The sequence below is a fragment of the Janthinobacterium sp. CG_23.3 genome (assembly GCF_046115965.1).
GTDB lineage: Bacteria > Pseudomonadota > Gammaproteobacteria > Burkholderiales > Burkholderiaceae_D > Janthinobacterium.
Window position 1 is genome coordinate 34,599 of the sequence record NZ_JBJXIB010000003.1, and the last position, 23,589, is coordinate 58,187.

General features: G+C 63.3%; 21 protein-coding genes, 3 tRNA genes and 2 pseudogenes. 20 read left to right on the top strand and 6 right to left on the bottom strand.

What is annotated here, in order from left to right:
* Positions 1–158 precede the first annotated feature (158 nt).
* On the top strand, positions 159–671 hold the full coding sequence (locus tag ACFDR9_RS02140; RefSeq protein WP_017874615.1) for a GNAT family N-acetyltransferase: 513 nt from the start codon (positions 159–161) through the stop codon (positions 669–671).
* A gap of 28 nt (positions 672–699) precedes the next feature.
* Here the strand turns inward: ACFDR9_RS02140 and ACFDR9_RS02145 are convergent, their stop codons facing one another.
* Both ACFDR9_RS02145 and uvrB read right to left on the bottom strand, forming a co-directional pair.
* Entirely contained in the window at positions 700–2,751 is a 2,052-nt protein-coding gene (locus tag ACFDR9_RS02145) for an extracellular solute-binding protein (protein ID WP_409029894.1), read from the bottom strand.
* A 223-nt stretch (positions 2,752–2,974) separates the two neighbouring features.
* Positions 2,975–5,062: an excinuclease ABC subunit UvrB gene (gene uvrB / locus ACFDR9_RS02150; RefSeq protein WP_409029895.1), complete on the bottom strand. Its 2,088-nt coding sequence runs from the start codon at positions 5,060–5,062 to the stop codon at positions 2,975–2,977.
* A gap of 105 nt (positions 5,063–5,167) precedes the next feature.
* Here uvrB and ACFDR9_RS02155 point away from each other — a divergent pair, with 105 nt between their 5' ends.
* The 7 genes and pseudogenes from ACFDR9_RS02155 (at position 5,168) to ACFDR9_RS02185 (ending at position 9,199) form a co-directional block, all read left to right on the top strand.
* Positions 5,168–6,385, top strand: coding sequence for an amino acid aminotransferase (locus tag ACFDR9_RS02155; RefSeq protein WP_017874618.1), 1,218 nt, complete (start codon positions 5,168–5,170; stop codon positions 6,383–6,385).
* 120 nt (positions 6,386–6,505) lie between these two features.
* A tRNA-Asn gene (locus ACFDR9_RS02160) sits at positions 6,506–6,581 on the top strand.
* A gap of 269 nt (positions 6,582–6,850) precedes the next feature.
* The gene (locus ACFDR9_RS02165; RefSeq protein ID WP_409029896.1) at positions 6,851–7,294 is read left to right on the top strand and encodes a hypothetical protein; all 444 of its coding nucleotides are present in this window, start codon (positions 6,851–6,853) and stop codon (positions 7,292–7,294) included.
* Positions 7,295–7,335: 41 nt separating this feature from the next.
* A pseudogene (locus ACFDR9_RS02170) lies at positions 7,336–7,754 on the top strand (aminotransferase class IV); the annotation flags it as partial.
* 27 nt (positions 7,755–7,781) lie between these two features.
* Positions 7,782–8,068 (top strand): annotated as a pseudogene (locus ACFDR9_RS02175) (PEP-CTERM sorting domain-containing protein); the annotation flags it as partial.
* A gap of 97 nt (positions 8,069–8,165) precedes the next feature.
* Positions 8,166–8,241: transfer RNA gene (locus tag ACFDR9_RS02180), tRNA-Asn, on the top strand.
* 118 nt (positions 8,242–8,359) lie between these two features.
* A complete protein-coding gene (locus tag ACFDR9_RS02185) occupies positions 8,360–9,199 on the top strand; it encodes a metallophosphoesterase (protein ID WP_409029897.1) in 840 nt (279 codons plus the stop codon).
* A 206-nt stretch (positions 9,200–9,405) separates the two neighbouring features.
* Here the strand turns inward: ACFDR9_RS02185 and ACFDR9_RS02190 are convergent, their stop codons facing one another.
* Positions 9,406–9,948 carry a helix-turn-helix domain-containing protein gene (locus ACFDR9_RS02190; RefSeq protein WP_409029898.1) on the bottom strand — a complete coding sequence of 181 codons (543 nt, stop codon included), beginning with the start codon at positions 9,946–9,948 and terminating at the stop codon, positions 9,406–9,408.
* Positions 9,949–10,077: 129 nt separating this feature from the next.
* Between ACFDR9_RS02190 and ACFDR9_RS02195 the strand changes: the two genes are divergently transcribed.
* The 3 genes from ACFDR9_RS02195 (at position 10,078) to ACFDR9_RS02205 (ending at position 13,644) form a co-directional block, all read left to right on the top strand.
* Positions 10,078–10,860 (top strand): aldolase, encoded by a 783-nt coding sequence (locus ACFDR9_RS02195; RefSeq protein ID WP_409029899.1) that lies wholly within the window; start codon positions 10,078–10,080, stop codon positions 10,858–10,860.
* Between the two features lie 14 nt (positions 10,861–10,874).
* Complete coding sequence (locus ACFDR9_RS02200; protein WP_409029900.1) at positions 10,875–11,783, top strand: dihydrodipicolinate synthase family protein; 909 nt, start codon at positions 10,875–10,877, stop codon at positions 11,781–11,783.
* A gap of 259 nt (positions 11,784–12,042) precedes the next feature.
* Entirely contained in the window at positions 12,043–13,644 is a 1,602-nt protein-coding gene (locus ACFDR9_RS02205) for an FAD-dependent oxidoreductase (protein ID WP_409029901.1), read from the top strand.
* Here ACFDR9_RS02205 and ACFDR9_RS02210 read toward each other — a convergent pair.
* Entirely contained in the window at positions 13,636–14,361 is a 726-nt protein-coding gene (locus ACFDR9_RS02210) for a helix-turn-helix domain-containing protein (RefSeq protein WP_017874631.1), read from the bottom strand. The two genes, ACFDR9_RS02205 and ACFDR9_RS02210, sit on opposite strands and share 9 nt — an antisense overlap.
* 105 nt (positions 14,362–14,466) lie before the next feature.
* Between ACFDR9_RS02210 and ACFDR9_RS02215 the strand changes: the two genes are divergently transcribed.
* From ACFDR9_RS02215 to ACFDR9_RS02250, 8 genes are all read left to right on the top strand, one after another.
* On the top strand, positions 14,467–14,937 hold the full coding sequence (locus ACFDR9_RS02215; protein ID WP_409029902.1) for a gamma-glutamylcyclotransferase family protein: 471 nt from the start codon (positions 14,467–14,469) through the stop codon (positions 14,935–14,937).
* A 194-nt stretch (positions 14,938–15,131) separates the two neighbouring features.
* Entirely contained in the window at positions 15,132–15,299 is a 168-nt protein-coding gene (locus ACFDR9_RS02220; protein WP_409029903.1) for a hypothetical protein, read from the top strand.
* Between the two features lie 61 nt (positions 15,300–15,360).
* Entirely contained in the window at positions 15,361–16,608 is a 1,248-nt protein-coding gene (locus tag ACFDR9_RS02225; RefSeq protein WP_409029904.1) for a glycerate kinase, read from the top strand.
* A 16-nt stretch (positions 16,609–16,624) separates the two neighbouring features.
* Positions 16,625–16,963 (top strand): Dabb family protein, encoded by a 339-nt coding sequence (locus tag ACFDR9_RS02230; protein WP_409029905.1) that lies wholly within the window; start codon positions 16,625–16,627, stop codon positions 16,961–16,963.
* A 159-nt stretch (positions 16,964–17,122) separates the two neighbouring features.
* Positions 17,123–17,198 (top strand) — tRNA-Asn (locus ACFDR9_RS02235).
* A 189-nt stretch (positions 17,199–17,387) separates the two neighbouring features.
* Positions 17,388–17,771: a GtrA family protein gene (locus tag ACFDR9_RS02240; RefSeq protein ID WP_017874636.1), complete on the top strand. Its 384-nt coding sequence runs from the start codon at positions 17,388–17,390 to the stop codon at positions 17,769–17,771.
* 133 nt (positions 17,772–17,904) lie between these two features.
* Positions 17,905–18,159: a hypothetical protein gene (locus ACFDR9_RS02245; RefSeq protein ID WP_409029906.1), complete on the top strand. Its 255-nt coding sequence runs from the start codon at positions 17,905–17,907 to the stop codon at positions 18,157–18,159.
* Between the two features lie 168 nt (positions 18,160–18,327).
* A complete protein-coding gene (locus tag ACFDR9_RS02250) occupies positions 18,328–18,648 on the top strand; it encodes a hypothetical protein (RefSeq protein ID WP_017874638.1) in 321 nt (106 codons plus the stop codon).
* A gap of 80 nt (positions 18,649–18,728) precedes the next feature.
* On the opposite strand, the gene hutH is transcribed toward ACFDR9_RS02250, so the two are convergent.
* Positions 18,729–20,357, bottom strand: coding sequence for a histidine ammonia-lyase (hutH, locus tag ACFDR9_RS02255; protein WP_017874639.1), 1,629 nt, complete (start codon positions 20,355–20,357; stop codon positions 18,729–18,731).
* Positions 20,358–20,429: 72 nt separating this feature from the next.
* A complete protein-coding gene (locus tag ACFDR9_RS02260; RefSeq protein ID WP_409029907.1) occupies positions 20,430–21,683 on the bottom strand; it encodes an allantoate amidohydrolase in 1,254 nt (417 codons plus the stop codon).
* A 378-nt stretch (positions 21,684–22,061) separates the two neighbouring features.
* Between ACFDR9_RS02260 and ACFDR9_RS02265 the strand changes: the two genes are divergently transcribed.
* The gene (locus tag ACFDR9_RS02265) at positions 22,062–23,363 is read left to right on the top strand and encodes an NCS2 family permease (protein ID WP_409029908.1); all 1,302 of its coding nucleotides are present in this window, start codon (positions 22,062–22,064) and stop codon (positions 23,361–23,363) included.
* Positions 23,364–23,589 lie beyond the last annotated feature (226 nt).

Sequence of the window (23,589 nt, forward strand, 5' to 3'; positions counted from 1 at the left end):
GCCGACTTCCCATGCGTGCGCCCTGGCCGTCGTGGCACGCTTGATCAGTTTCTCCGTGCAGACGAATAAATAGGCGCTTCCAGCCGGCCCGCCGGGCGGCTGCAATGGCCGCCCGAGCGTGATATGCTTGCCCTTCAAATAAGCTTTCGACACCCGCTATGACGACTCTGAAAACCGCGCGGCTCACGCTTGAGCCAGTCACCGAGCAGCACTACGCTGGGCTGCGCCAATTGAACACCGATCCCGCCGTCATGCGTTTCCTCAACGGCGGCCTGCCCGAAACCGAGGAGGCGACGCGGGCGATGATCGCGCGCGTCATGGCGGCGTGGGCGGCGTGGGGTTACTCGTGGTGGGCGCTGATCGCCGACGACACCGGCGAACTGATCGGCGCGGCCTGCCTGCAGCACCTCGACCGCGACGCCAGCAAGCCGCGCGAGATCGGCTGGCGGCTGGGCCGGAACTGCTGGGGCAAGGGCTATGCCACCGAGGCGGCGCGGGCGATTGTCGAATTCGCCTTCGAGGTGGTCGGCGCGGACGTGCTGTACGCCGTCGCGAACCCGGACAATGCCGCCTCGATCAAGGTGATGGAGCGGCTCGGCATGCGCTACGTCGGCATCGAAACTTTTTACGACCAGCCGTGCGCGACCTACCGTCTGGACCGGCCCGCCTGAAACGGTCCAACCGGCCCCGCTGCGCCGGTCATTTGAGGTAGCCGGAGTCCTTCATTTGCCGCAACACCAGCGCCTGCGCGGCGGCGAGCGCTTGCCTGACGCTTTGCCGGCCGCTCAGCGTGGCGGCCATCTCCTGTCCAACCTGGTCGCCGATGGCTGGAAACTCGGGAATGCTGACATACTGCATCTCGCGGTACAGTCCCGGTTTCAGGCCGGCGTCGCGCTGGTCGGCGCTTTCGATCGCGCCCAGCACGAACTGGGCGAACGGCGCCGCTTTCAGGTAATTCTCGTTCTGGTAGGTCGACTTGCGCGTGCCGGGCGGAATCGCCGCCCAGCCGTGGTATTTGGCCACCATGCCGATATAGTTTTTCGATGTGGCCCAGGCGATGAACTGCGCCGCCTCGGCCTTGTGCAACGAGGAGTTGGGCACCGCCAGGGCCCAGCTCCACAGCCACGCGCCGCCTTTTCTACCGGGCGCGCCGGGCGCCGCCACGTAGCCCAGTTGCGAGGCGACGTTCGAGCGTAGCGGGTTCGACAACACGCTGGCGGCCACGGTGGCGTCGATCCAGATGCCGCAGTGGCCGTCCGAGAACAGTCTCAGGTTTTCCTTGAAGCTGTTGCGTTCGGGGTTGGGCGGGCCGTAGCGGGTCAGCAGGTCGCGGTACATCTCCACTGTCTTTTCCCAAGCGGCGGAATCGAGGTCCGGCTGGCCCTGCTCGTCGAACCAGCGCCCGCCGTAGGCGCTGGCCATCGACGTCAGCAAGGCCATGTTGTCGCCCCAGCCGGGTTTGCCGCGCAGGCAAACGCCGTAGATCCCGGCCGCCGGCTTGTGGAGCTTCGCCGCCAGCGCCTTGATGTCGTCGTAGCTGGGCGCCACCGGCATGGCCAGGCCCGCCTTGGCGAACAGGTCCTTGCGGTAGTACGTCATGACGCTTTCGGCGTAAAACGGCAGCGCGTACAGCTGCTTTTGGTACGACAGGCCGCTGCGCACGGCCGGCAGCAGGTCGTCGACGTCGTAGTTGTCGGGCGGTTGCAGCGGCGTCAGCCAACCGCGCTTGGCCCAGATCGGCGTTTCGTAGGTGCCGATGGTGAGGATGTCGAACTGGCCGTCGGAGATGGCGAGGTCGCTTAGCAGGCGCAAGCGCAGCACCTCCTCGTCGAGTACGCGCCACTCCAGTTCGATGCCCGGATGCTGCTTCTGGTATTCGACGGAGAGGGCGCGCATCACCAGCATGTCGCTGTTGTTGACGGTGGCGATGACCAGCCGCGTCTTGTTCTTCGCGGCCTTGGCGGGCGAGTACAGGCCGTGCTTTTTCAGGATGCCGGTCAGCGTGCCGTCGCGCGTCATGTCGGCCAGGCCTTCGTTGAAGGCCACCAGCAATTGCCGTTGCCGTTCGGTGGCGGTGGCGAAGGCGACGTGGAATGCGCGCTGGGCCAGCGGCGGCATTATGAACTCGTAGTCGCCGATCAGGTGCGGGCGCCGGCCCACCATCAGGTCGGCCGCCGTGTACTTGTCGATCAGGGCGAAGTCGATGCGGTCGCGCTCCAGTTTGTCGAGGTTTTGCAGGTCGTTCGCGGCCGCCTCCCGGTGCGCGATTTTGGCGTTGTCGAACGCCGCCGGCGCGGCGGCGCCGCGCACCACGCCGACGCGGTGCGCGTTCAGCGACGCCAGCAGGCCTTCGCCCTTGTCGGCGGCGCCCGGCGCGGGGTGCGGCGCAAGGGTCCTTTTCCTCAGCAATCCGATGCTATCGCCGGGGAAGGGCAGCGAGTAGGCCAGGCCGGCGGTGCCGCCCTCGCCGGCCTCGCGCGCCAACGGCAGCACCGCGTCGACCTCGCCGGTCTGGGCCAGTTGCAGCGCCCGCGCCAGCGGGTAGAAGGCGATTTTGACGCGGTAGCCGCGGCGCTTGAACGCCTCCGTCGCCACTTCGGAGACGTAGCCGTTTTCCGGTAGGGTGGTGCCGATGTAGGGGGTGCGCTCGCTGGCCGCCAGCGTCACCAGCGGCTCGGCCCGCGGCGCTGCCGCCAGTAGCAGGGCGAGCAGGGCCGGCAGCGTAAAAGTCCGCAATTTGTTGGAGAGCATGTTTCCCCCGTGCGCGTGTGTGGCTGTGGCTGATGGGGCGGCGTGGGCCGCGCCATCGGCAGACTGTAGCACGCGGCGGGGCGCCGGCCCAAGATATTCGGGGAAGGGCGAAGGACGGGGTGGTGCCGCTGTTGTGTTGGTGGAAATCGTGGGTCGGATTACGCGTTCCGCTCATCCGACCTACGCAAACTCATTTGGCGGCATTGGGGCGCCACCGCTGTTTTTAGGAGCCCAGCAGCGAGGCGACGTTGTCGCTGCCCGGCGCGCCGAACAGCTGCTGCTTGAGCAGGTGCAGTTGGTCGCGCACCTGCGCCGCTTTTTCGAACTCCAGGTTCTTGGCGTGGTCGATCATCAGCTTTTCCAGGCGCTTGATTTCCTTGCTGATTTGCTTCTCGCTCATCGCCTCGTACTTGGCCGCCTCCTGCGCCACTTCGAGGTTGTCGCGCGCCTCCTGCGGGCTGTAGACGCCGTCGATCAGCTCCTTGATGCTCTTCTTGACGCCGACCGGGGTGATGCCGTTGGCGCTGTTGAAGGCGATCTGCTTGTTGCGGCGGCGCTCGGTTTCGTCGATCGCCCGGCGCATCGAATCGGTGACGCGGTCGCCGTACAGGATCGCCGTGCCGTTGAGGTTGCGCGCGGCGCGGCCGATGGTCTGGATCAGGCTGCGCTCGGAGCGCAGGAAGCCCTCCTTGTCGGCGTCGAGGATCGCCACCAGCGACACCTCGGGCAAGTCGAGGCCCTCGCGCAGCAGGTTGATGCCGACCAGCACGTCGAAGGTGCCGATGCGCAGGTCGCGCAGGATCTCGACCCGCTCCACCGTCTCGATGTCGCTGTGCAGGTAGCGCACCTTGATGCCGTGGTCGCCCAGGTAATCGGTCAGCTGCTCGGACATGCGCTTGGTCAGCGTGGTCACCAGCACGCGCTCGTTCTTCTTGACGCGGTCGACGATCTCCGACATCAGGTCGTCGACCTGGCTGCTGGCCGGGCGCACGATGATTTGCGGGTCGACCAGGCCGGTTGGGCGCACCACCTGCTCGACCACCTGGTCGGCGCGCTGCTTCTCGTAGTCGGCCGGGGTGGCCGAGACGAACACGGTTTGCCGCATCTTCGACTCGAACTCGTCGAAGCGCAGCGGCCGGTTGTCGAGCGCCGACGGCAGCCGGAAGCCGTAGTCGACCAGGTTGGTCTTGCGCGAACGGTCGCCGTTGTACATGGCGCTGAGCTGGCCGATCAGCACGTGCGACTCGTCGAGGAACATCAGCGCGTCCGGCGGCAGGTAGTCGACCAGCGTCGGCGGCGGTTCGCCGGGCAGGGCGCCGCTCAGGTGGCGCGAGTAGTTCTCGATACCCTTGGTGAAGCCGATTTCGGCCATCATCTCCAGGTCGAAGCGGGTGCGCTGCTCCAGGCGCTGCTCTTCGATCAGGCGGTTCTCCTGGCGGAAGAATTCCAGCCGCTCGCGCAGCTCGTCCTTGATGGTCTCGATCGCCCGCAGCACGGTGGCGCGCGGCGTCACGTAGTGCGAGCCGGGGTAGACGGTGAAGCGCGGGATCTTCTGGCGCACGCGCCCGGTGAGCGGGTCGAACAGCTGGATCGACTCGATCTCGTCGTCGAACATCTCCAGGCGCACCGCCAGTTCGGCGTGCTCGGCCGGGAAAATGTCGATGGTGTCGCCGCGCACGCGGAAGGTGCCGCGGCCGAAATCGACCTCGTTGCGCGTGTACTGCATCTGGATCAGGCGGGCGATGACGTCGCGCTGGCTGACCCGGTCCTTGACGCGCAGCGTCAGGATCATCTGGTGGTATTCCTTCGGATTACCGATACCGTAAATGGCCGACACGGTGGCGACGATGACGACGTCGCGCCGCTCCATCAGCGACTTGGTGCAGGACAGGCGCATCTGCTCGATGTGCTCGTTGATGGACGAGTCCTTTTCGATGAACAGGTCGCGCTGCGGCACGTAGGCCTCGGGCTGGTAGTAGTCGTAGTAACTGACGAAGTACTCGACCGCGTTCTGCGGGAAGAATTCGCGGAACTCGCTGTAGAGCTGGGCCGCCAGCGTCTTGTTGGGCGCGAAGATGATGGCCGGGCGGCCCATGCGGGCGATGACGTTGGCCATCGTGTAGGTTTTGCCCGAGCCGGTCACGCCCAGCAGGGTCTGGTAGGCGAGGCCGTCGCCGATGCCCTCGCACAGCTGCTCGATGGCGCTCGGCTGGTCGCCGGCCGGCAAAAACGGCTGGTGCAGCTTGAACGGCGAGTCGGGGAACGACACCACGACCGGGGTCGCGTCATTTGCTAAGGATAAATCAGCCATACGAATCAGACCTTTGTTAGAATAGTGCTCTGCTGGCGACGCTTATTGGAGACGCTGTCAGCAATCCGCTGCGAACCCTGCTTCCCAATCGAATCCAATCTTATCATGACGAATCCTTCCGCTCCCGCCAGCCTGTTCAGTGCCATCGACATGGCCCCACGTGACCCGATCCTGGGCATCACCGAAGCCTTCAACGCTGATAAAAACCCTGCCAAGATCAATCTTGGCGTCGGCGTCTATTATGACGAAAACGGCAAAGTTCCGCTGCTCTCGTGCGTCCGCAAGGCCGAAGCGATCCTGATCGAACAAGCGGCGCCGCGCACCTACCTGCCGATCGACGGCCTGGCCACCTACGACGCCGCCGTGCAAGAACTGGTATTTGGCGCCGACAGCGCGGTTATTCAAGAGCGCCGCGCGGTCACCGTGCAGGCCATCGGCGGCACCGGCGCGCTGAAAATCGGCGCCGACTTCCTGCAGCGCTTCGCGCCGGGCGCGCAAGTGTACATCAGCGACCCGAGCTGGGAAAACCACCGCGCGCTGTTCGAAAGCGCCGGTTTCGTCGTCAACAACTACGCCTACTACGACGCGGCCACCCGCGGCGTGAACTTCGACGGCATGCTGGCCGACCTGCGGGCGATGCCGCGCGGTTCGATCGTGCTGATGCACGCCTGCTGCCACAACCCGACCGGCGCCGACCTGAACGCCGACCAATGGGGTGAAGTCATCGCCGCCGTCAGCGCCGGCGGCCTGATCCCGTTCCTCGACATGGCCTACCAGGGCTTCGGCGCCGGTATCGCCGAAGACGGCGCCGTGGTGCGTCGCTTCGTCGCGGCCGGCGGCCCGCTGCTGATCTCGAACTCGTTCTCGAAGTCGTTCTCGCTGTACGGCGAGCGCGTCGGCGCGCTGAGCGTGGTTGCCGCCAGCACCGAAGAAGCGGCGCGCGTGCTGTCGCAGCTGAAGCGCGTGGTGCGCACCAACTATTCGAACCCGCCCGTGCATGGCGGCAAGGTCGTCGCCACCGTGCTGACCACGCCGGAACTGCGCCAGCTGTGGGAAGACGAGCTGGCCGCGATGCGCGTGCGCATCCGCGAAATGCGCGAAGCGTTTGTCAGCAAGTTGAAAGAGAAGGCCCCGGCCCACGATTTCGACTTCGTCAACAAGCAAGTCGGCATGTTCTCGTACTCCGGCCTGACCAAGGCCCAGGTCGAGACGCTGGCGCGCGAGCACTCGGTGTACGCCGTCGACACCGGCCGTATCTGCGTCGCGCCTTTGAACATGGGCAATATCGACAAGGTTATTGACGCGATCGCCAAAGTCCTTTAAGATATTGCTTCTTCGGATACAGTCGCAAGATTGATCCGAAAGGGTAACAAAAACGCCGACGAAAGGGCGTCATCGGAACGCTTGATGATGCGCTTAAGAAGTATATAATGTTGCCTCTTTTCCCTGATAGCTCAGTTGGTAGAGCGACGGACTGTTAATCCGCAGGTCCCTGGTTCGAGTCCAGGTCGGGGAGCCAGAATTAAAAGGAAATGGTTACGAGCAATCGTAGCCATTTTTTTCGCCTGCGTATTTGCGCCGCCCATCGCACCATTGCCACCGCTTGGGCCGGCACGCCACCGCCGACGCGCGCCAAAGACTCTGCGGCTGTTAGGGCGAGCCGTTAAAGCTGCTCACAGTGCGTCACCCATTTGTCGAGGATTGGTCAGGTCTGTTACGTTGATTCTCGAGCGCTCTGAGGGTACTGTTTCAAGGAAAAATGGGCTGGAAAGCTAAAGGGTGGCAGTTATGAGTAACGATAAAGAGCAATCCTATGTGGATATGGGAATGCAGGCCGGAGATAAGGCAGCCCATCAGGCGCTCGCTCCGTTGCACAGAAGCATTAACCGTGCCTTGTCCGCTAAATGCTCAAGGGGCTATGGCAAGAAATTAAAAGATTTAGGCTTCGTTTTGCGTGTCGATGGCGAGATTGGGTATTGGGAAAAGGTTGGATGCGATAATGTTGCCGGGCGGAGGGCGGGTACGGCAACGGTCGATATTTTCATGTCAAACGAAACGTGGCAAGGAGTGTCAACTGATGAGCTGAAGCGATTCCTAAGTAAGCATTTGAGGGAGGGGTTCGTCCTCATGCTTGATAAGCTGAAGCACCTTGGCGTTGAATTTGACGAGAAGAATCTTGCTTCCGATTTTGACGAAGCCATCCGACTTTTCGAGAACACCGAGATTCCGTAGTCTCCGGGATAACTTCGCCACTCAAACGTACTGGATCATAGCGCGTGCTGCCGGCCGTGAAGCACGTCGGCGAAGTGGCCAAGACATACTATCTGCGCCAAGCCGTCGAACGGGGTTTCGACGCCGCCGCTTTCCTTGATCGCCGCGGCCGCCTCAGCGAAGGCTCCATCTGGAATATGACTTTTTGGGACGGCGAGGCGGTGGTGTGGCCCATCGCCGACATGCTGGCAGGCACTGCGATGGGCATCGTCCGCCGGCAACTGGCACGCCTCGGCGTCGCCAACGCGACCAAGAGGTGACGCGGGCCGACCTGCCGGCATTGGCCGGGGCGGTGGTCATGAATTCCTGGACGCCGGGCGTGGCGCTGCGCCGCATCGGCTCGGCGCCCCTGCCCGAGGCGCCGTCCTTCGTGGAGCAGCTTCACCGCGCCTTCCATGCCGAGCAAGCGACCCGGCCGTGAGCTCAAGCGTGGCCGTTCGCTATTCCTGGCGCTCAGAAGATCATCACCGTCGGCGTCACCGGCGACCACACCTTCACCTTCGACATTCCGGCAGGTCGCACGGCAACATGGGCTGGACGAGCCGGAGTTTCACCTTCAAGGCCATCAGCGCGATGAGCAAGCTGCATTTGTCCGTCGACAGCAGCAACTCCGCTTTTGGCGCCGCTCTGGACAACATCGCGGTCACCCCCGCCGTGCCGGAAGCCGAGACCTACGGCATGTTGCTGGCCGGTTTGGCGCTGCTTGGCGCCATCGCACGACGCAAGGAAGCGGCGGCTCAAAACGACGGGGCTTGCCGTCGCCTGAGATCCCGCGCTACGGCGCGGTTTTTTTTGCAAATTTCAATTCGATGCGTTATAGTGCGGCCTCTTTTCCCTGATAGCTCAGTTGGTAGAGCGACGGACTGTTAATCCGCAGGTCCCTGGTTCGAGTCCAGGTCGGGGAGCCAGAACGCAGCGTGAATACAAAGGCCTTCCTCGGAAGGCCTTTGTCGTTTACGCCAAACGGCGGGTGTTGTGCCGGGGGAGACGGGTAAGTCTTAGGTAAGTCTTATATACTGGCGAACTATGCGCATACAGTTATTCTCAGACCTCCATCTCGAACGTTATCCCGACTTCCGCCCCCGTATCGCTACCGACGTCGACGTCGTGGTGCTGGCCGGCGATATCGGCTCCTATCAAGCGGGCTCGCGTCTGGAGACCGGCGACTTCGGCCTCGAACGATTTTCACCTTTGCGGCCGGACTCAACGTGTTCCACAGTCCTGTTCGTGCCGGGCAATCACGAATTCGACACGCTTGAGTTCGATGAAACGTATATTCGCCTGCGCCAGACGTGTGAGCGTCTCGGTATCACCTGGCTGGACCGCGAAGTCGTCACGCTCGGACGCGTTCGTTTCGTTGGCACCACGCTATGGAGCGATTTCGAGGCACTCGCCGGCAAGGAAAAAACGCCGACCAAGCAAATGCAAATGCTCAGCAAGGCCTACCGCGCGGCAAACTACTATTTAAGCAAGAACACGACGCTGAAAGGTGGCGAGCCTCTGCTGGCCGAGGGTATTCGTGACATGTCGCTCGCATGCCAGGCTTGGCTTCGCGCCGCGCTGTCCGTGCCGTTCGACGGCACAACCATAGCGGTAACGCATTTCGCCCCCACGCTGCTGAGCGCCGACCCGCGATACGGCCTGACGCCGGGTACGGCGGGATTCTGCAATGCCCTGGACGACCTTTTTCCGCTCGCCGACGTGTGGATGCACGGGCACCTTCATTGCATGAATGACTATATCGTTCAAGGCAACCAAGATGGACGGCCTTGGACGTGTCGGGTTGTCGCCAATCCTCTGGGCTACTTGAGTAAAGGCGAGCAGGAGGGATTCCGCGGAAATCTGGTTATTCAGGTCCCGTCTTAATTTGCTGGCAAGATCGACCCGGTCAAGTTGACCGCCCTGGCTACCCGCGCGAACGCCGCGCCGTTTCCGTCAGCCCCTTCGAAAGCCAATTCGCTCGTATGCCTCCAGCCGCCCCACCTGTGAAGGGTGAGGCTGGCTAGCCATATGCCGATTTTCACCATGGAGATTGGCACGCAAGCGAGCGTACTCAGTCAGTGGTATCCGACTCAATCATCTTCGTGGCTGACAACGACCAGAACTTCCGCCTGTACTGGGCCGATGCTACGGGTTTTGTGTGGAATGAGCGCATTGAAATACAGCGAATCCCCGGCCTGGAGTTCGACGTTACCAGTTGGGAACGCCACCTCTATAGCGCCTTTGTGAACGAAAAGCAGTTCCTCGCCCTCGTGCTCCTTGAATGCGGATGCGACGAATTCGCTTGGCGGATAGACGACAAAGGGAAGCATTCTCTTGGAGGCGGCCCCGGAAGCGATGCTTTGCACCGATGGCTTGTCGGTTTGCGCCGCGCTGAGGGAAGTACGCTCACTGGCTCGCGTAATGCTGATTTCGGTGGGCGACACCTGATCTGAGAACAGCTCTTCCAAATCGACGTCCAGTGCGCGCGACAGTTTGATTGCCACGGCAATCGAAGGCACGCTCAAGCCCCGCTCGACCTTCGACAAATAGCTCTTCGTCAACTCGGTGCGCTCAGCAAGTGCCTCAAGCGACCAAGCTTTTTGTTTTCGTAGCAGTTTAAGTCGAATGGACATCGAAAATTCCCCCAAAAATGTATTGTACCATATGACACAAGGTGTCATACTTGGCTCAAGGTGTCCTTGGCAAGTTGTTATAGGCATGTCAAGGGCACCCCATCCGTTCGCATTTTTTTGGAGCTACACATGGCTAATACTCTTGAAATGTCTAAAAAGGAACTTGTTTCCATCGCCCAGCGACGCCTCGATAAGGGCGTCGGCGAAAGCTTATGGTCGATGCGTCAGAAGCTCGCGCTGACCTGCCGTATTCTTTACGACGGCGGGCATGACTCCGGTCTCGCCGGGCAAATCACCTGCCGCGCTGAACAGCCCGACACGTTCTACACCCAGCAGTTGGGCCTCGGTTTCGACGAAATATCGACTTCGAGCCTGATCCAGGTGGACCAAGACTTGGAGCTTGTCGCCGGCAGCGGCATCCCTAATCCAGCGAACCGTTTCCATACCTGGATCTATCGCCAACGCCCCGACGTTAACTGCATCGTGCATACCCACCCCGCGCATATCGCAGCGCTGTCGATGCTTGAGGTGCCGCTTGAAATATCTCACATGGACACAACGCCGCTTTACGAGGATTGTGCGTTTCTGAAGACTTGGCCTGGCGTTCCGGTGGGGAATGAGGAGGGCGAGATCATCGCAACGGCCCTGGGTGGTAAGCGCGCTATTTTGCTGGCCCATCACGGCCAACTGATCGCCGCAAAATCCATCGAAGAAGCCTGTGTGCTGGCTCTGTTGATCGAGCGCGCCGCCAAATTACAGCTGCTGGCGATGGCCGCAGGCGAGGTTAAGCCGATTCCCCCTGCGCTGGCGAAGGAAGCGCACGACTGGATATCGACCGATAAGCGCAATACGGTCGCCTTTAACTACTATGCCCGGCGTGCACTTCGCCAACATGCCGATTGCCTTATTTGATACGAGAGTTCACCATGCACAAAAAATTTGAAGGAATTATTGCCTACCCGGTCACGCCATTCAAGGAGGACGGCAGCGTCGACGGCGACATGCTCAAACAGTTGATCAATCGCCTGATCGATAGCGGCGTGCATGCTATCGCGCCGCTCGGCAGCACGGGCGAGAGCGCGTATCTCAGCGACGATGAGTGGGAGTTGGCAGCGCAAATCGCTGTCGATGTCGTCGCCAAGCGCGTCCCGACCGTCGTCGGTATTTCGGAGCTGACGACCGGCAACGCCGTCCGGCGGGCTCGCTTCGCGGAGCGAGTTGGCGCCGATGCCGTCATGGTGCTGCCAGTCTCATACTGGAAGCTGGGCGACACCGAAATCATTGCGCACTACGCAGCGATCGGCAACGCGATAGCGCTGCCGATTATGCTGTACAACAACCCGGCAACGAGTGGTGTCGATATGTCCCCTGAACTCATCGCGCAAATTTGCCGCGAAGTGCCGAGCGTGACGATGGTCAAGGAAAGCACCGGGGACCTCCAGCGGATGCACCGCCTCCGTCAGCTTACGAATGGCACCATCCCGTTCTACAACGGCAGCAATCCACTCGCCTTTGCGGCGTTGAACGCGGGAGCCGCTGGCTGGTGTACGGCTGCGCCGAACCTCAATGCCGAGCTTCCGCTTGCGTTGTACCGGGCGATTAAAGGCAACGACGTCGAGGGCGCCCGCGTCACCTTCGATCGACTGCTTCCGCTGCTGCAGTTTATTGTACGAATCGGTCTGCCAACGTCCGTCAAGGCTGGTCTGCGGCTCCAGGGGATCAACGCCGGCGTTCCACGCCTACCGCTACAGCAGCTCAATGCACCGGTGACCGCGGAACTGAGCGCTATCCTGACCGTGCTGCAGGCGATACAGTCGCCATCCTCGACGACGTAATGAGTCCTCTGGCTGATATGCGGGCCCCGCAGTAAGGGCGCCCGCGCGTCAGATTTTGTCGGTCAGAAGGGACGGCGCCATGTAGGAAGCGAAGGCGCCGTAGCCCGCCGACCAGCTGTCGGCCATGCGCAGCATCCTATTTTTACTAAACTAATCGCGCGCGCCATGGTCTATCTATGAATAACTGGATTTGCACGTCTACCGTGATTTCCTTTTTGAAAAATCACGTTTCGCCTGTGCTGGATCGAAAGGAAGAATCATGCTGGCAGCTACCAATGGCGCGTCCACCTCGATCTGGATGGACACCGCGTCTGTTCCCGCCTACCCGCCGTTGGCCGGCGACCTTGACACCAGCGTGTGTGTTATCGGCGCCGGCATCGCCGGACTGACCACGGCCTATCTGCTGTCCCGGGAGGGGCGCGAGGTGGTGTTGATTGATGCGCTGGGAATCGGCGCCGGCGAAACCGGCCGGACCACCGCGCATTTTTTCCCGCCGGACGAATGGTATGTCGATGTTGAAAAAGCGTTTGGGACCGACTCCGCCAAGCTTATTGCCAGTAGCTTTTCGGGTGCCATCGATTTGGTCGAGTCCATTGTTCAGCGCGAGCAGATCGACTGTGCATTCGATCGTCTCGACGGTTATCTGTACACGCCGTCCGGCAATGGCTTCCGGGAAATGGACAAGGAATACGCGGCGGCGCGGCGTGCCGGCGTGGAGGTTGAGCAGCTGGAGCGGGTTCCGGGCTTGAGCTTCGACACCGGACCATGCGTGCGCTACAGTAAGCAGGCGCAATGTCATCCCTTGCAGTACCTGGGCGGACTGGCACAGGCTTTCGTCCGCAACGGTGGGCAAATTTACTGCGGTACGCGCGCCACCAGCATCGACGGCAACCGCGAGGTTCAGGTGGTCGGCACGACGCACGGAAAGGTTCGTGCCAGGGCGGTCGTGGTCGCCACCAATACGCCGTTCAACGACCGGGTTGTCATGCATACGAAGCAAACCGGCTACCGCACTTATGTCATCGGCATGCGGGTTCCCAAGGGAACGGTCCCGCGCATCTTACTGTGGGATACGGGCGATCCGTATTACTACGTGCGGCTCGAATCCGCCGACCGCGCTGCCGATCACGACATTCTCGTCGTCGGCGGCGCCGACCACAAGGTCGGCCAGGATGCGCACCCGGAACACCGTTACGACGACATCGAACGCTGGGTGCGGCATCGCTTCCCCATGGCGCAGTCGGTCGAATACCGCTGGTCCGGCGAGGTCATGGAGCCGTCGGACGGTGCGGCTTATTTAGGGCGCAATCCGATGGATAACAAGAATGTCTACATCATCACCGGGGACTCGGGCAATGGCATGACGCATTGCACGATAGGTGCGATGCTCGTGAGCGATTTCATCATGGAGCGCGACAATCCCTGGAGGTCGATCTACGATCCGGCGCGCAAGGTAACACACGGACTCGCCGACTTTGTCATGGAACAGGCCAACACGCTGGCGCAATATGGCGAATGGGTGACGGGCGGAGAAGTGGAATCGGTGCAAGAGATTGCCGCCGGCGCGGGCGCGATTGTCCGGGACGGCGCCCGCAAGCTGGCGGTTTTCCGCGACGAGCAAGGCGAACTGCGTGCGCTATCGGCGAAATGCACCCATCTTGGATGCGTGGTGCATTGGAATTCGGCTGAGCGTTCTTGGGATTGTCCATGCCATGCTTCGCGTTTCGGCACGGACGGCGCGGTGTTGCACGGCCCGGCCGTCTCGCCGCTGGAAGAAATAGCACTCAATTCCGAAGGGAAACGAGACTCGGCAAGATCCGCCGCGCGTCCCGCGCAACAGCGCTCCGACGACTTACGTTAAGCCTCGAAACAAGCCCGGCGGGCTGCCCAGCACTTCGCGGAACGCCGCAACATAGGCGGCGGCGTTCGCAAAGCCCATTGCGTGGGCGATGAATTTGGTGGAACGATGCGCCGCCACCAAGTCCAGCGAGGCGATGATGCGTGCGCGTTGCCGCCATTGCCGGAAACTCAGGCCCACTTCAGCCGTAAAACGCCGGGTGAAGGTGCGCCCGGACATCGCCGCGCGCGCCGCCACCGCGTCCATCGGCAACAGCCAGTCGTTGGCCGCCATCAGCGCCGTCAGCACCTCGCGCAGCCGGGCGTCGCTCGGCATCGGCAAGTAGGTCGGCAGGGCAGGGGTTTCGCCCAAGGCGTGCGGCAACAAGGCGGCCATCTGGGCGCGCATCTCGTGGCGGCGCTGCGCGTCGAACAATCCCAGTACCAGTTCCCTGATCAGTGGCGATGCGACCACCGCGTGCACCTGCCCGTGGCGCGCGAACCCGGCGCATTGCTCGACCAGCGCCGGCTGCAGGTAGACGGTGCGCATGTGCGTGTCGGAGAACATCTGGATCGCGTGCGGATGCTGCGGCGGCACCCACAGGGCGCGCTGCGGCGGCACCGTCCAGCGGCCATCCCCGGTGTCGACCTGCATCACGCCGGCGGTGGCGTAGATCAGTTGCCCGGCGCGGTGCTGGTGCCGCGCCAGCACGCTGCCCTGCGGATGGTTTTTCGCCAGCACGCTCCACGGATCCGCGTCATGGCGTACCGGCGATATATCTTGGCGTTCGGGGTTTGTCATGCCGACATAGTATCGGAGTTCCCTATTCCACTTCAAGGCGCCAACATGCAAAACGACAAATATTCAAGCCAGCCAGACTCCGAGGGCGCGTCGCCACCGGCGGTGAAACGCGTCGCGGTGTTCTTCTACGGTAGTTTCATGCGCCGCGAGGTGATGGCGCGCGGCGGCTTCCAACCGGATCACATCGAGGTTGCCAAACTGAACGGTTTCGACATTCATCTCGATCCGCACGCCAATATCCGCCGCTCCGACCGGCACGCCATTTACGGCGTCCTGGTGCGCGCCAGCCACGCCGAGCTGGACCGGCTCTATGCGATGGACGGTGTCGGCGCCTTCCTGCCGGAAGCGCTGCTGGTGGAGACGCGGGACGGGGCGCTGCAGCCGGCGCTGTGCTACATCCCGCCGGCGCGCGACAGCCAGCCAACCGACCGCGCCTATCAGGAACGCCTGGTGGCGGTGGCGCGGGAGTACGGCTTTCCCGATTGGTATGCCGAGCGCTTGGCGGGCTGCCGGTAAAGCGCGGCGGCATATATCCATAACTGTGCCGCAAACGTCGAGAGCGAGATTGGGTGGGAATTTGATCATAATCCCGGGTTACGATACCGGCGCCGTATCGAGAAGTTTGTTTAAGCCAACATAAGAGAGAGGTGAACGCAGTGGTGTTGGCAGCCGGCGCAGCGCTGCCATAGCGCGGCCGACAACTATCTTTGATGAATCTTCATATCGGATTCCAGTCTGCCTACTTCGAACGCGCCACCACGGATGCCGTCAAAGGTGAGATTATTGGGGTGGCACACGCGTATTTCCGTTCCGCGATGAGCGACGCCGCGGCGCCGCGGCAGGTGGCCGACATGGCCAGGGCGCCCAAGTGCGGCTAACACCGGCGCAATACACGTTTGCATCGCACGTTCGCGGTACCAACCTTTACTATACAAAACCATGACTCCTCGCGCCATTCTGCTGGACCTGTTTCACACGGCGGTCGCCGCCGCGCAAGCGTCGAAGCGCCTGCCGCTGTTCCTGCCGCCGCCACCGCGCGGGCGCACCATCGTCATCGGCGCCGGCAAGGCCGCGGCGGAAATGGCGGCGCAGCTTGAAGCGGCCTGGCCCGGCCCGCTCGAAGGCGTGGTCGTCACACGCTACGGCCACGCCGTGCCGTGCCGGCACATCCGCGTGCTGGAGGCGGCCCATCCCTTCCCCGACGAGAACGGCATCGTGGCGGCCCGCGAGATCCGCGCCGCGCTGGCCGGCCTGAGCGCCGACGACTTGGTCATCAGCCTGATGTCCGGCGGCGGCTCGGCCCTGCTGGTTGAGCCGGTGCCGGGCATCAGCCTGGCAGACAAACAGCAACTGACGCGCGACCTGTTCCAGGCCGGCGCCACCATCCGCGAACTGAACCGGGTGCGCCAGGCGCTGTCGCAGGTCAAGGGCGGCCGCCTGGCCGCCGCCGCGTGGCCAGCGCAGGTGCTGACGCTGGTGATCTCCGACGTGCCGGGCGACGACCCGGCGCTGGTCGCCTCCGGCCCGACCGTGGCGCCGTCGAGCGACGAGGAAAGCGCGCTGGCCATCGCCGGGCGCCTGGGCGTGGCGCTGCCGGCGCACGTGCGCGCCGCGCTGGCGGCCGCGACGGCGCCGCCGGGCGATTTCGCGCATTGCCGCACCGAGTTGATCGCCACGCCGATGCAAAGTCTGCGCGCGGCCGCCGCCCGCGCCAGGGAGCTGGGCTTGACGCCGCTGATCCTGAGCGACTGTATCGAGGGCGAGGCGCGCGAGGTGGCCGAAGTCCACGCCGGCATCGCGCTGTCGGCGAAGCACTACGGCGAACCGTTGGCCGGTCCGGCCGTGCTGCTGTCGGGCGGCGAAACCAAGGTCAGCTTCGGCGCCGTCAAGCCGGGCCGGGGCGGGCGCAACGTCGAGTTCCTGCTGGCGCTGGGACTGGCGCTGCGCGGCGAGCGCAGCATCAACGCCATCGCCTGCGACACCGACGGCGTCGACGGCAGCGAAGACAACGCCGGCGCGCTATGGCTGGCCGACAGCGCCGAACGGGCGCGCGCCGGCGGCGTCGACCTGCGCGGCTACCTGGACCGGCACGACGCCTACAGCGCTTTCGCGGCGCTGGGCGACCTGGTGGTGTGCGGCCCGACCCACACCAACGTTAACGACTTCCGCGCGATCCTGATCGCGTAAACGTGAGGAGATGAGCATGAACCAGACAGAGGGCTTGCGCCACATCGTATTGTGCGCGTTCCGCGACGACGCTACCGAGCAACAGGTCGCCTTGCTGAGGCGTGAATTCGCGCTGCTGAAGGAGTACATCCCGCAGGTGCGCCATTTCGAATGCGGCGTCAACGTCAGCCCGGAAGGCCTGGCCGACGGCTTCACCGACTGCTTCACGCTGACCTTCGCCGACGCGGCGGGGCGCGACGCTTACCTGATCGACCCGGCGCACCTGCGTTTTGTCGAGCTGCTCAAGCCGTCGCTGGCGAAGGTGCTGGTGGTCGACTACGCGCCGACGGATCCGGGGTCGGACCTCCAGGTCTGACCCCGGCTTGACGTGCGCGGCACGTCCAGTCTCCAGTCGACAATGTTGCTGGCCTTCTGGCGCAGGCTGGCGCGGCGAACGGCATTTCCGGCGTGGGTAAAATTTTTCACCCCGGAATCTGTACAAGCGGAATTTCGCCGTATATAATGCGGCCTCTTTTCCCTGATAGCTCAGTTGGTAGAGCGACGGACTGTTAATCCGCAGGTCCCTGGTTCGAGTCCAGGTCGGGGAGCCAGAACACGTAGTATGAAAAAGCACTCGCGAGCAATCCGGGTGTTTTTTTTCGCCTATAGCTGCCGCGAGCCGCTGGCATCGCCATTCCACGCTTGTGCGGTGTGGACGGGCGCTTGCGAGGATCGCTGTCGTTTTGCTATATTATTCACCCGCAAGAATTCTGCGTGCAGGTCTTTGAAAGAAAGCTCCGATGTCCGTCCAACGCCAGTTTCTCCACTTCGCCGCCGTCGGCGCGTCCGGTACCGCGGTGCAATATTCCGTGCTGTGGGTCGGCGTCGAGTTGACCGGGGTGAGCGCCGCCGCCGCCTCCGCGGTGGGCTATGTGTTGGGTTCGGTGGTGAACTACATCCTCAACTATTTCTTCACGTTCGAGAGCGGTAAAACGCACGGCGAGGCCGCCAGCAAATACTTCACCCTGCTGGGCCTGGGCTGGTGCATGAACACCGGTTTGATGTGGGCGCTGGTGCAGAACATGGGCTGGAACTACTGGCTGGCGCAGATTCTGGCGACGGCGATCGGGCTGGCGTGGAATTTCGCCGGTAGTCGGTGGTGGGCGTTCAAGCCGGCGGAGTAGGGCGGCAGTCGGCTATCGGATTGCTCAGGACGCCAGCGGCCGGGGTTTGGTATAGATCGGTGCCTGCCGCGCTTCGCCGATTGGCGTCGCGTGCTAAGCTCATGCTCACCATCCGGCCTTGGAAGGACGCGCTATGCATTCCGAACACTTTGGCGAATACGACATCGAGTACGCCGGCGTGCCGCTGCCGCTCGGCGAGGGCTGGGGCGCCCACTTGACCATCTACGGGCCGTCGCCGAACCCGATGCATCGCAATAGCATTTTCCCGCACCAGCGCGTCGCCGTCGGCGTGGTGTTCCACAGCGAGGAGGAAGCGGCGGCCGAGGCGCGCAAGGTGGCGCTGGCCATGCTGGCGTCCGGCGCGCACGACAGCCGGCCCGGTACGTAAGCGCGCAGCCTGCTATTGAGCGAACTCAGCAGCAGTATTGCGCAAGATCATGTCAAGTTTATGCACGTATTGCTTGCGGGTGCGGCGTTAATTGACTAAGGTTAACTTCCCCAGCCGCATATAAAACACCGTTACAGCGGCGTGTCCTGCAGCAACAGGAGAGAAAATATGGAGCAAGACGAAAAAGTGCGCCCGACCGAACGCGCGGTGGCGGAGCACCGCGACCCGCAAGTGAAGATGCCGCCGCTGATGTTGAAGGAGCTCGACCCCTTGGCGGTGGTGGTCGGGGCGCGTTGCGACGACGTGTATGTCGCCGAGGACGTGTTGACCCAGGGCGACATGCGCGAGACTTGTCCGGTCTGTACCGGGCGGCATTTGAAGTTGGTGCTGCGCCAGCACGACGTGCGCGTCGCCCATTTGTTTTGCGCGCAGTGCACGCGCTGCTACGACGCCTGCTTTGCCGACGGCTCGTCGGCCCTCAACTACTGATCATTACTGATCACTACGGATATTCCAGCGCTGCCGCGTCGGCCCGGCCATATGCCGGGCCGACGCGGCAGCCGCGCCGATCAGACGAAGGCGCCGATTTTCGCTTCCACAGCCCGGCGCACCGAGCCGGTGGTGACGAACGATTGCGCCACCACGATGTCGTTGTGGAACCAGCGGTCGCCGTCCAGGCAAGCCGGGATCTGGCTGCGCACCGATTCGTACGCCGCCTGCGTGCCCTTGCCCAGCACGAAGCCCGGCAGCAGGTCTTCCGTCATCGTCAGCGCCTGCGCCGCCAGCAGCATTTCCACTCCGACAATATATTGCGTGTTTGCCACCACGGTGGCGGCCTTGCGCGCGCACCAGGTCGAGTTCGACACGTGGTCTTCGCTGTTGCCCTTGGCCGGGATGCTGTCGACGCTGCCCGGCATGCACAGCGTGCGGTTTTCCATCACCAGCGAACTCAGCGAGCACTGTACCACCGGGTAGCCGGTGTTGACGCCGGCCGTGCCGCTCATCAGGTTGCGCGGCAGGCCCCACGACAGCGTCGGGTCGATCAGGCGCGCGACGCGGCGCTCGCAGATGCTGCCCAGGTCGGCGATCGAGATCGCCAGCAAGTCCATCGCCTGCGCCAGGTATTGGCCGTGGAAGTTGCCGCCGGAAATGATTTCAAAGCCGCCGCCGTCCTTGCCGAAGATCAGCGGATTGTCGGTGGCCGAGTTGATTTCCTTGACGACGATGTTGTCGATATAGTCGAGCGCGTCGAACACCGGGCCGTACACCTGCGGCGAGCAGCGCAGCGAGTAGACGTCCTGGATACGCGCGCTGTACGGAATGTCGGTGCGGCGCAGCTCGCCCGGGAATTGCACGGCGCGCGCCTCGTGGGTGGTGCGGGTCGAGCCGTCGAGCAGGTTGCGCATCACGGCGGCGGTCTTGATCTGGCCGGCGTGCGGGCGGGCCTGGTGGATGCGCGGATCGAAGGCGGCCATTTCGGCGCGCATCGCCTCCAGCGTCAGGCCGAGCGACAGGCAGGCGTCCGACAACAGGTTGCGCCCGTCGTGCGCGGCCAGCACCGCCACCGCCAGCGACACGGTGCAGCCGTTGATCAGCGCCGAGGCGTCCTTGGCCTTCAAGTCGAACTTGACCGGGCCGATGCCCGCTTCGGTGATGGCCTGCGCGGCCGGCATGCGCTTGCCCTGGTACATCACTTCGGCTTCGTCGAAACCGGCGATGGCGGCGGCCAGATAGGCCAGCGGCGCCAAGTCGCCGGAGGCGCCGACCGAGCCTTTTTGCGGCATGATCGGGTGGATGCCGGCGTTGACGAAGGCCAGCAGGCGGTCGACCACCTCGACCCGCGGCGCCGAGTAGTTCGAGGCGAAGGCGTTGGCGCGCAGCAGCATGGTGGCGCGGCTGACGTCCTCGGCGAAGGGCTCGCCCATGCCGGCCGCGTGGGCGCGGATCAACTGGGTCTGGAACAGCACGATGTCTTCGACCTTGACGCGGGTGTCCTTCAGCAGGCCGACGCCGGTGTTGAAGCTGTACATCATCGGCGCTTCGTCGTGCATCCAGGTCGCCTCGATATAGTCGCGGCTTTCCTTCAGGGCGTCGCGCGACGATTGCGCCAGGCCGACCTTGATGGCCGGGTCGCGGGCGATGGCGATCACTTGGGCCGCGGTCAGGGTGAAGCCGTCGATCAGGGTGGTGGTGCTCATGTCGTCTCTCATGGTATCTCTCTCAAGGGCAATGTTGCTGGTCGTGGCGCCGTGGGCGGCGCCGTTGTGTTGTTATTTGCGGGGTGAAAACTGTTCGACGAAGCGGCTGAACACGGCGGCGGCCGTGGCGGCGTCGTCGGCCGTCATGGTTTCGTCCGGGTGGTGGCTGATGCCGCCGTTGCCGCAGCGCACGAACAGCATCGCCACGTCGGTCAGCGCGGCGATCGCCATGGCGTCGTGGCCGGCGCCGGACGGCAGGTGCCGCAGCGGCAGGCCGGCGCTGGCGATGGCGCCGGCCAGTTGCTCCTGCAGCCAACCGGCGCAGGGCACGCTGACCGCCTCGTGGGTGCGGTTGACGTCGAGCGTGACGCCGCGGCGCGCGGCGATCAGCGGCATTTCGCGCACCACGTCGGCGACGGCGGCCAGGCGCACGGCGTCGCTCTCGGCGCGGATGTCGATGGTGAAGACGGCCTTGCCCGGCACCGTGTTGGCGGCGCCGTTGGGCACGTCGAACTGGCCGACGGTGCCGACCAGGCCGGGCACGCCGGAGCAGCGTTTTTCGATATACAGGCCGATTTCGGCGGCGGCCATGGCGGCGTCGCGGCGCAGGTTCATCGGCACCGTGCCGGCGTGGCCGGCCAGGCCGTTGGCGGCGACCAGGAAGCGCGAGGCGCCGGAGATGGCGGTGACGACGCCGACCGCCAGGTCTTCATCCAACAGCACCGGCCCTTGTTCTATATGCACCTCCATGAAGCCGAGCACGTGTTCCGGCTTGAAGGCGGCGCGGCCCAGCTCGCCGGCGTCGAAGCCGGCCGCGGCCATCACCTCGCGCATGCTCTGGCCCTGGTCGTCGCGCTTTTCCAGCACGGCGGTGTCGAAGGTGCCGGCGATGGCGCGGCTGCCCAGCAGGGTGGCTTTGAAGCGCACGCCTTCCTCCTCGGCGAAACCGACGACTTCGATGGCGAAGGGGAAGCGCCGTTGCTGCTGGTGCCACTGGCCGACGCAGGCGATCGGCAGCAGGATGCCCAGGTTGCCGTCGTACTTGCCGGCGTTGCGCACGGTATCGAAATGCGAACCGGTCAGCAGCGCCGGCGCGTCCGGCGCGCTGCCTTCGTAGCGGCCGATGACGTTGCCGGCGGCGTCCTGGCGCACCGTCATGCCGGCCTGCGTCATCCACTGCGCCAGCTGGGCCGCCGCGCTGCGGTGCGCGGTGGTCAGGTAGGTGCGCGTGAGCAGGCCGGGCGATTCGCTGTGGCACGCCAGTTGCTCGGCCCAGCGCATGATTGTGGCGCCGCAAGACGCGTTTCTTTCTTTGCTATCAGACATCGTCGCTCCTCCATTCTTGTTTGATTAAATTATATTCCGGTATTCGAAGATTGTATACAATATTTGGGGGCAATGTTGGGGTGTGTGTTTTTTGTGGCGTGGCAGGGCGCGGTGGGGGATAATCCAAGCCGTGGCAGGGCTAGTCGGCAAACCCGCGGCGTAAGGCCCCCCCCGGTGCCAGCCAAGGCCGTTGCGGCGCGAAAATTTCATTGTGGAAATCTATGTGTCCTGCCACTATCATCGGATCGCAATACCGCATATGTCGGCCAGCAGTATCTACCGGACCCGGATGTGAGCGACATTACATCACCCGACTTGCGAACAGAAAACTGTAGACTGCGTATGGGATGTGATGTTGATAATAATTAGGAGATTGAAATGGAATTCTTGGAGAAATTTTTTAAACTGAAGGATAACGGGACCGACGTTCGCACCGAGCTGCTCGCCGGTCTCACCACCTTCTTGACGATGGCTTACATCATCTTTGTTAACCCGTCCATCCTCGGCGATGCGGGTATGCCGAAAGACTCGGTGTTCGTCGCGACCTGCCTGGCGGCGGCGATCGGCACGCTGATCATGGGTCTGTACGCAAACTATCCGATCGCGCTGGCCCCCGGCATGGGCCTGAACGCTTACTTCGCCTACGCGGTCGTCATCGGCATGGGCATTCCGTGGCAGGTTGCGCTGGGTTCCGTGTTCATTTCCGGTTGCCTGTTCATCATCGTCAGCGTCTTCAAGATTCGCGAAATGATCATCGACGCCATCCCGCAATCGTTGCGCACGGCGATCACCGTGGGTATCGGCTTGTATCTGGCGATTATCTCCCTGAAAAGCGCCGGCATCGTCGTCGGCAACCCGTCGACGCTGATCACGCTGGGCAACCTGCACGCCCCGGCGCCGGTATTGGCCATCATCGGCTTCTTCATCATCGTCGCGCTGGACCGCCTGAAAGTGCGCGGCGCGATCCTGATCGGCATCCTGACCGTCACCGTCGCGAGCTTCCTGTTTGGCGGAAACAAATTCATGGGCGTGGTCTCGGCGCCGCCGTCGATCAGCCCAACGCTGTTCCAGCTCGACATCATGGGCGCGCTGTCGATGGGTATTCTGAACGTCGTGCTGGTGTTCTTCCTGGTCGAACTGTTCGACGCCACCGGCACCCTGATGGGCGTGGCCAACCGCGCCGGCTTGCTCAAAGACGGCAAAATGGAGCGCCTCAACAAGTCCTTGCTGGCGGACAGCACCGCGATCGTCGCCGGCTCCTTCCTCGGCACTTCCAGCACCACCGCCTACATCGAAAGCGCGGCCGGCGTGCAAGTGGGCGGGCGCACCGGCTTGACGGCCGTTGCCGTGGCCGTGCTGTTCCTGGCCTGCCTGTTCTTCTCGCCGCTGGCCGGCACCGTGCCGTCCTACGCCACCGCGCCCGCGCTGTTCTACGTGGCCTGCCTGATGTTGCGCGAACTGGTGGAAATCGACTGGGAAGACTCGACCGAAAGCGTGCCGGCGGCCGTTACCGCGCTGATCATGCCGTTCACCTACTCGATCGCCAACGGCGTCGCGTTCGGCTTCATCACCTACGTCGTGCTGAAAGTACTGACTGGCCGCGTCAAGCAAGTGTCGGCGCTGGCCGCCATCATCTCCGGCGTCTTCATGTTCAAGTTCATCTACCTCGCCGGTCACTAAGACCGCGTCAAAGCGGGGCCGTCTCCGTCGGAGCCGGCCCCGCCCATCAAAGCCGGCGTCGCGCCGGCGCAAAAAACAACAACGGCGCAACTACGCGGCTAGCCCCCCGGGGGTCTGGCCGCGTAGTTGCGCCGTTTGTTTAAAACGTGCCCCCTTGTACCCCCGCATTGATACCCAGAATCATAATTCGCATATGGCGCTGCCTGGCGCGGATGGTAATCTGAAA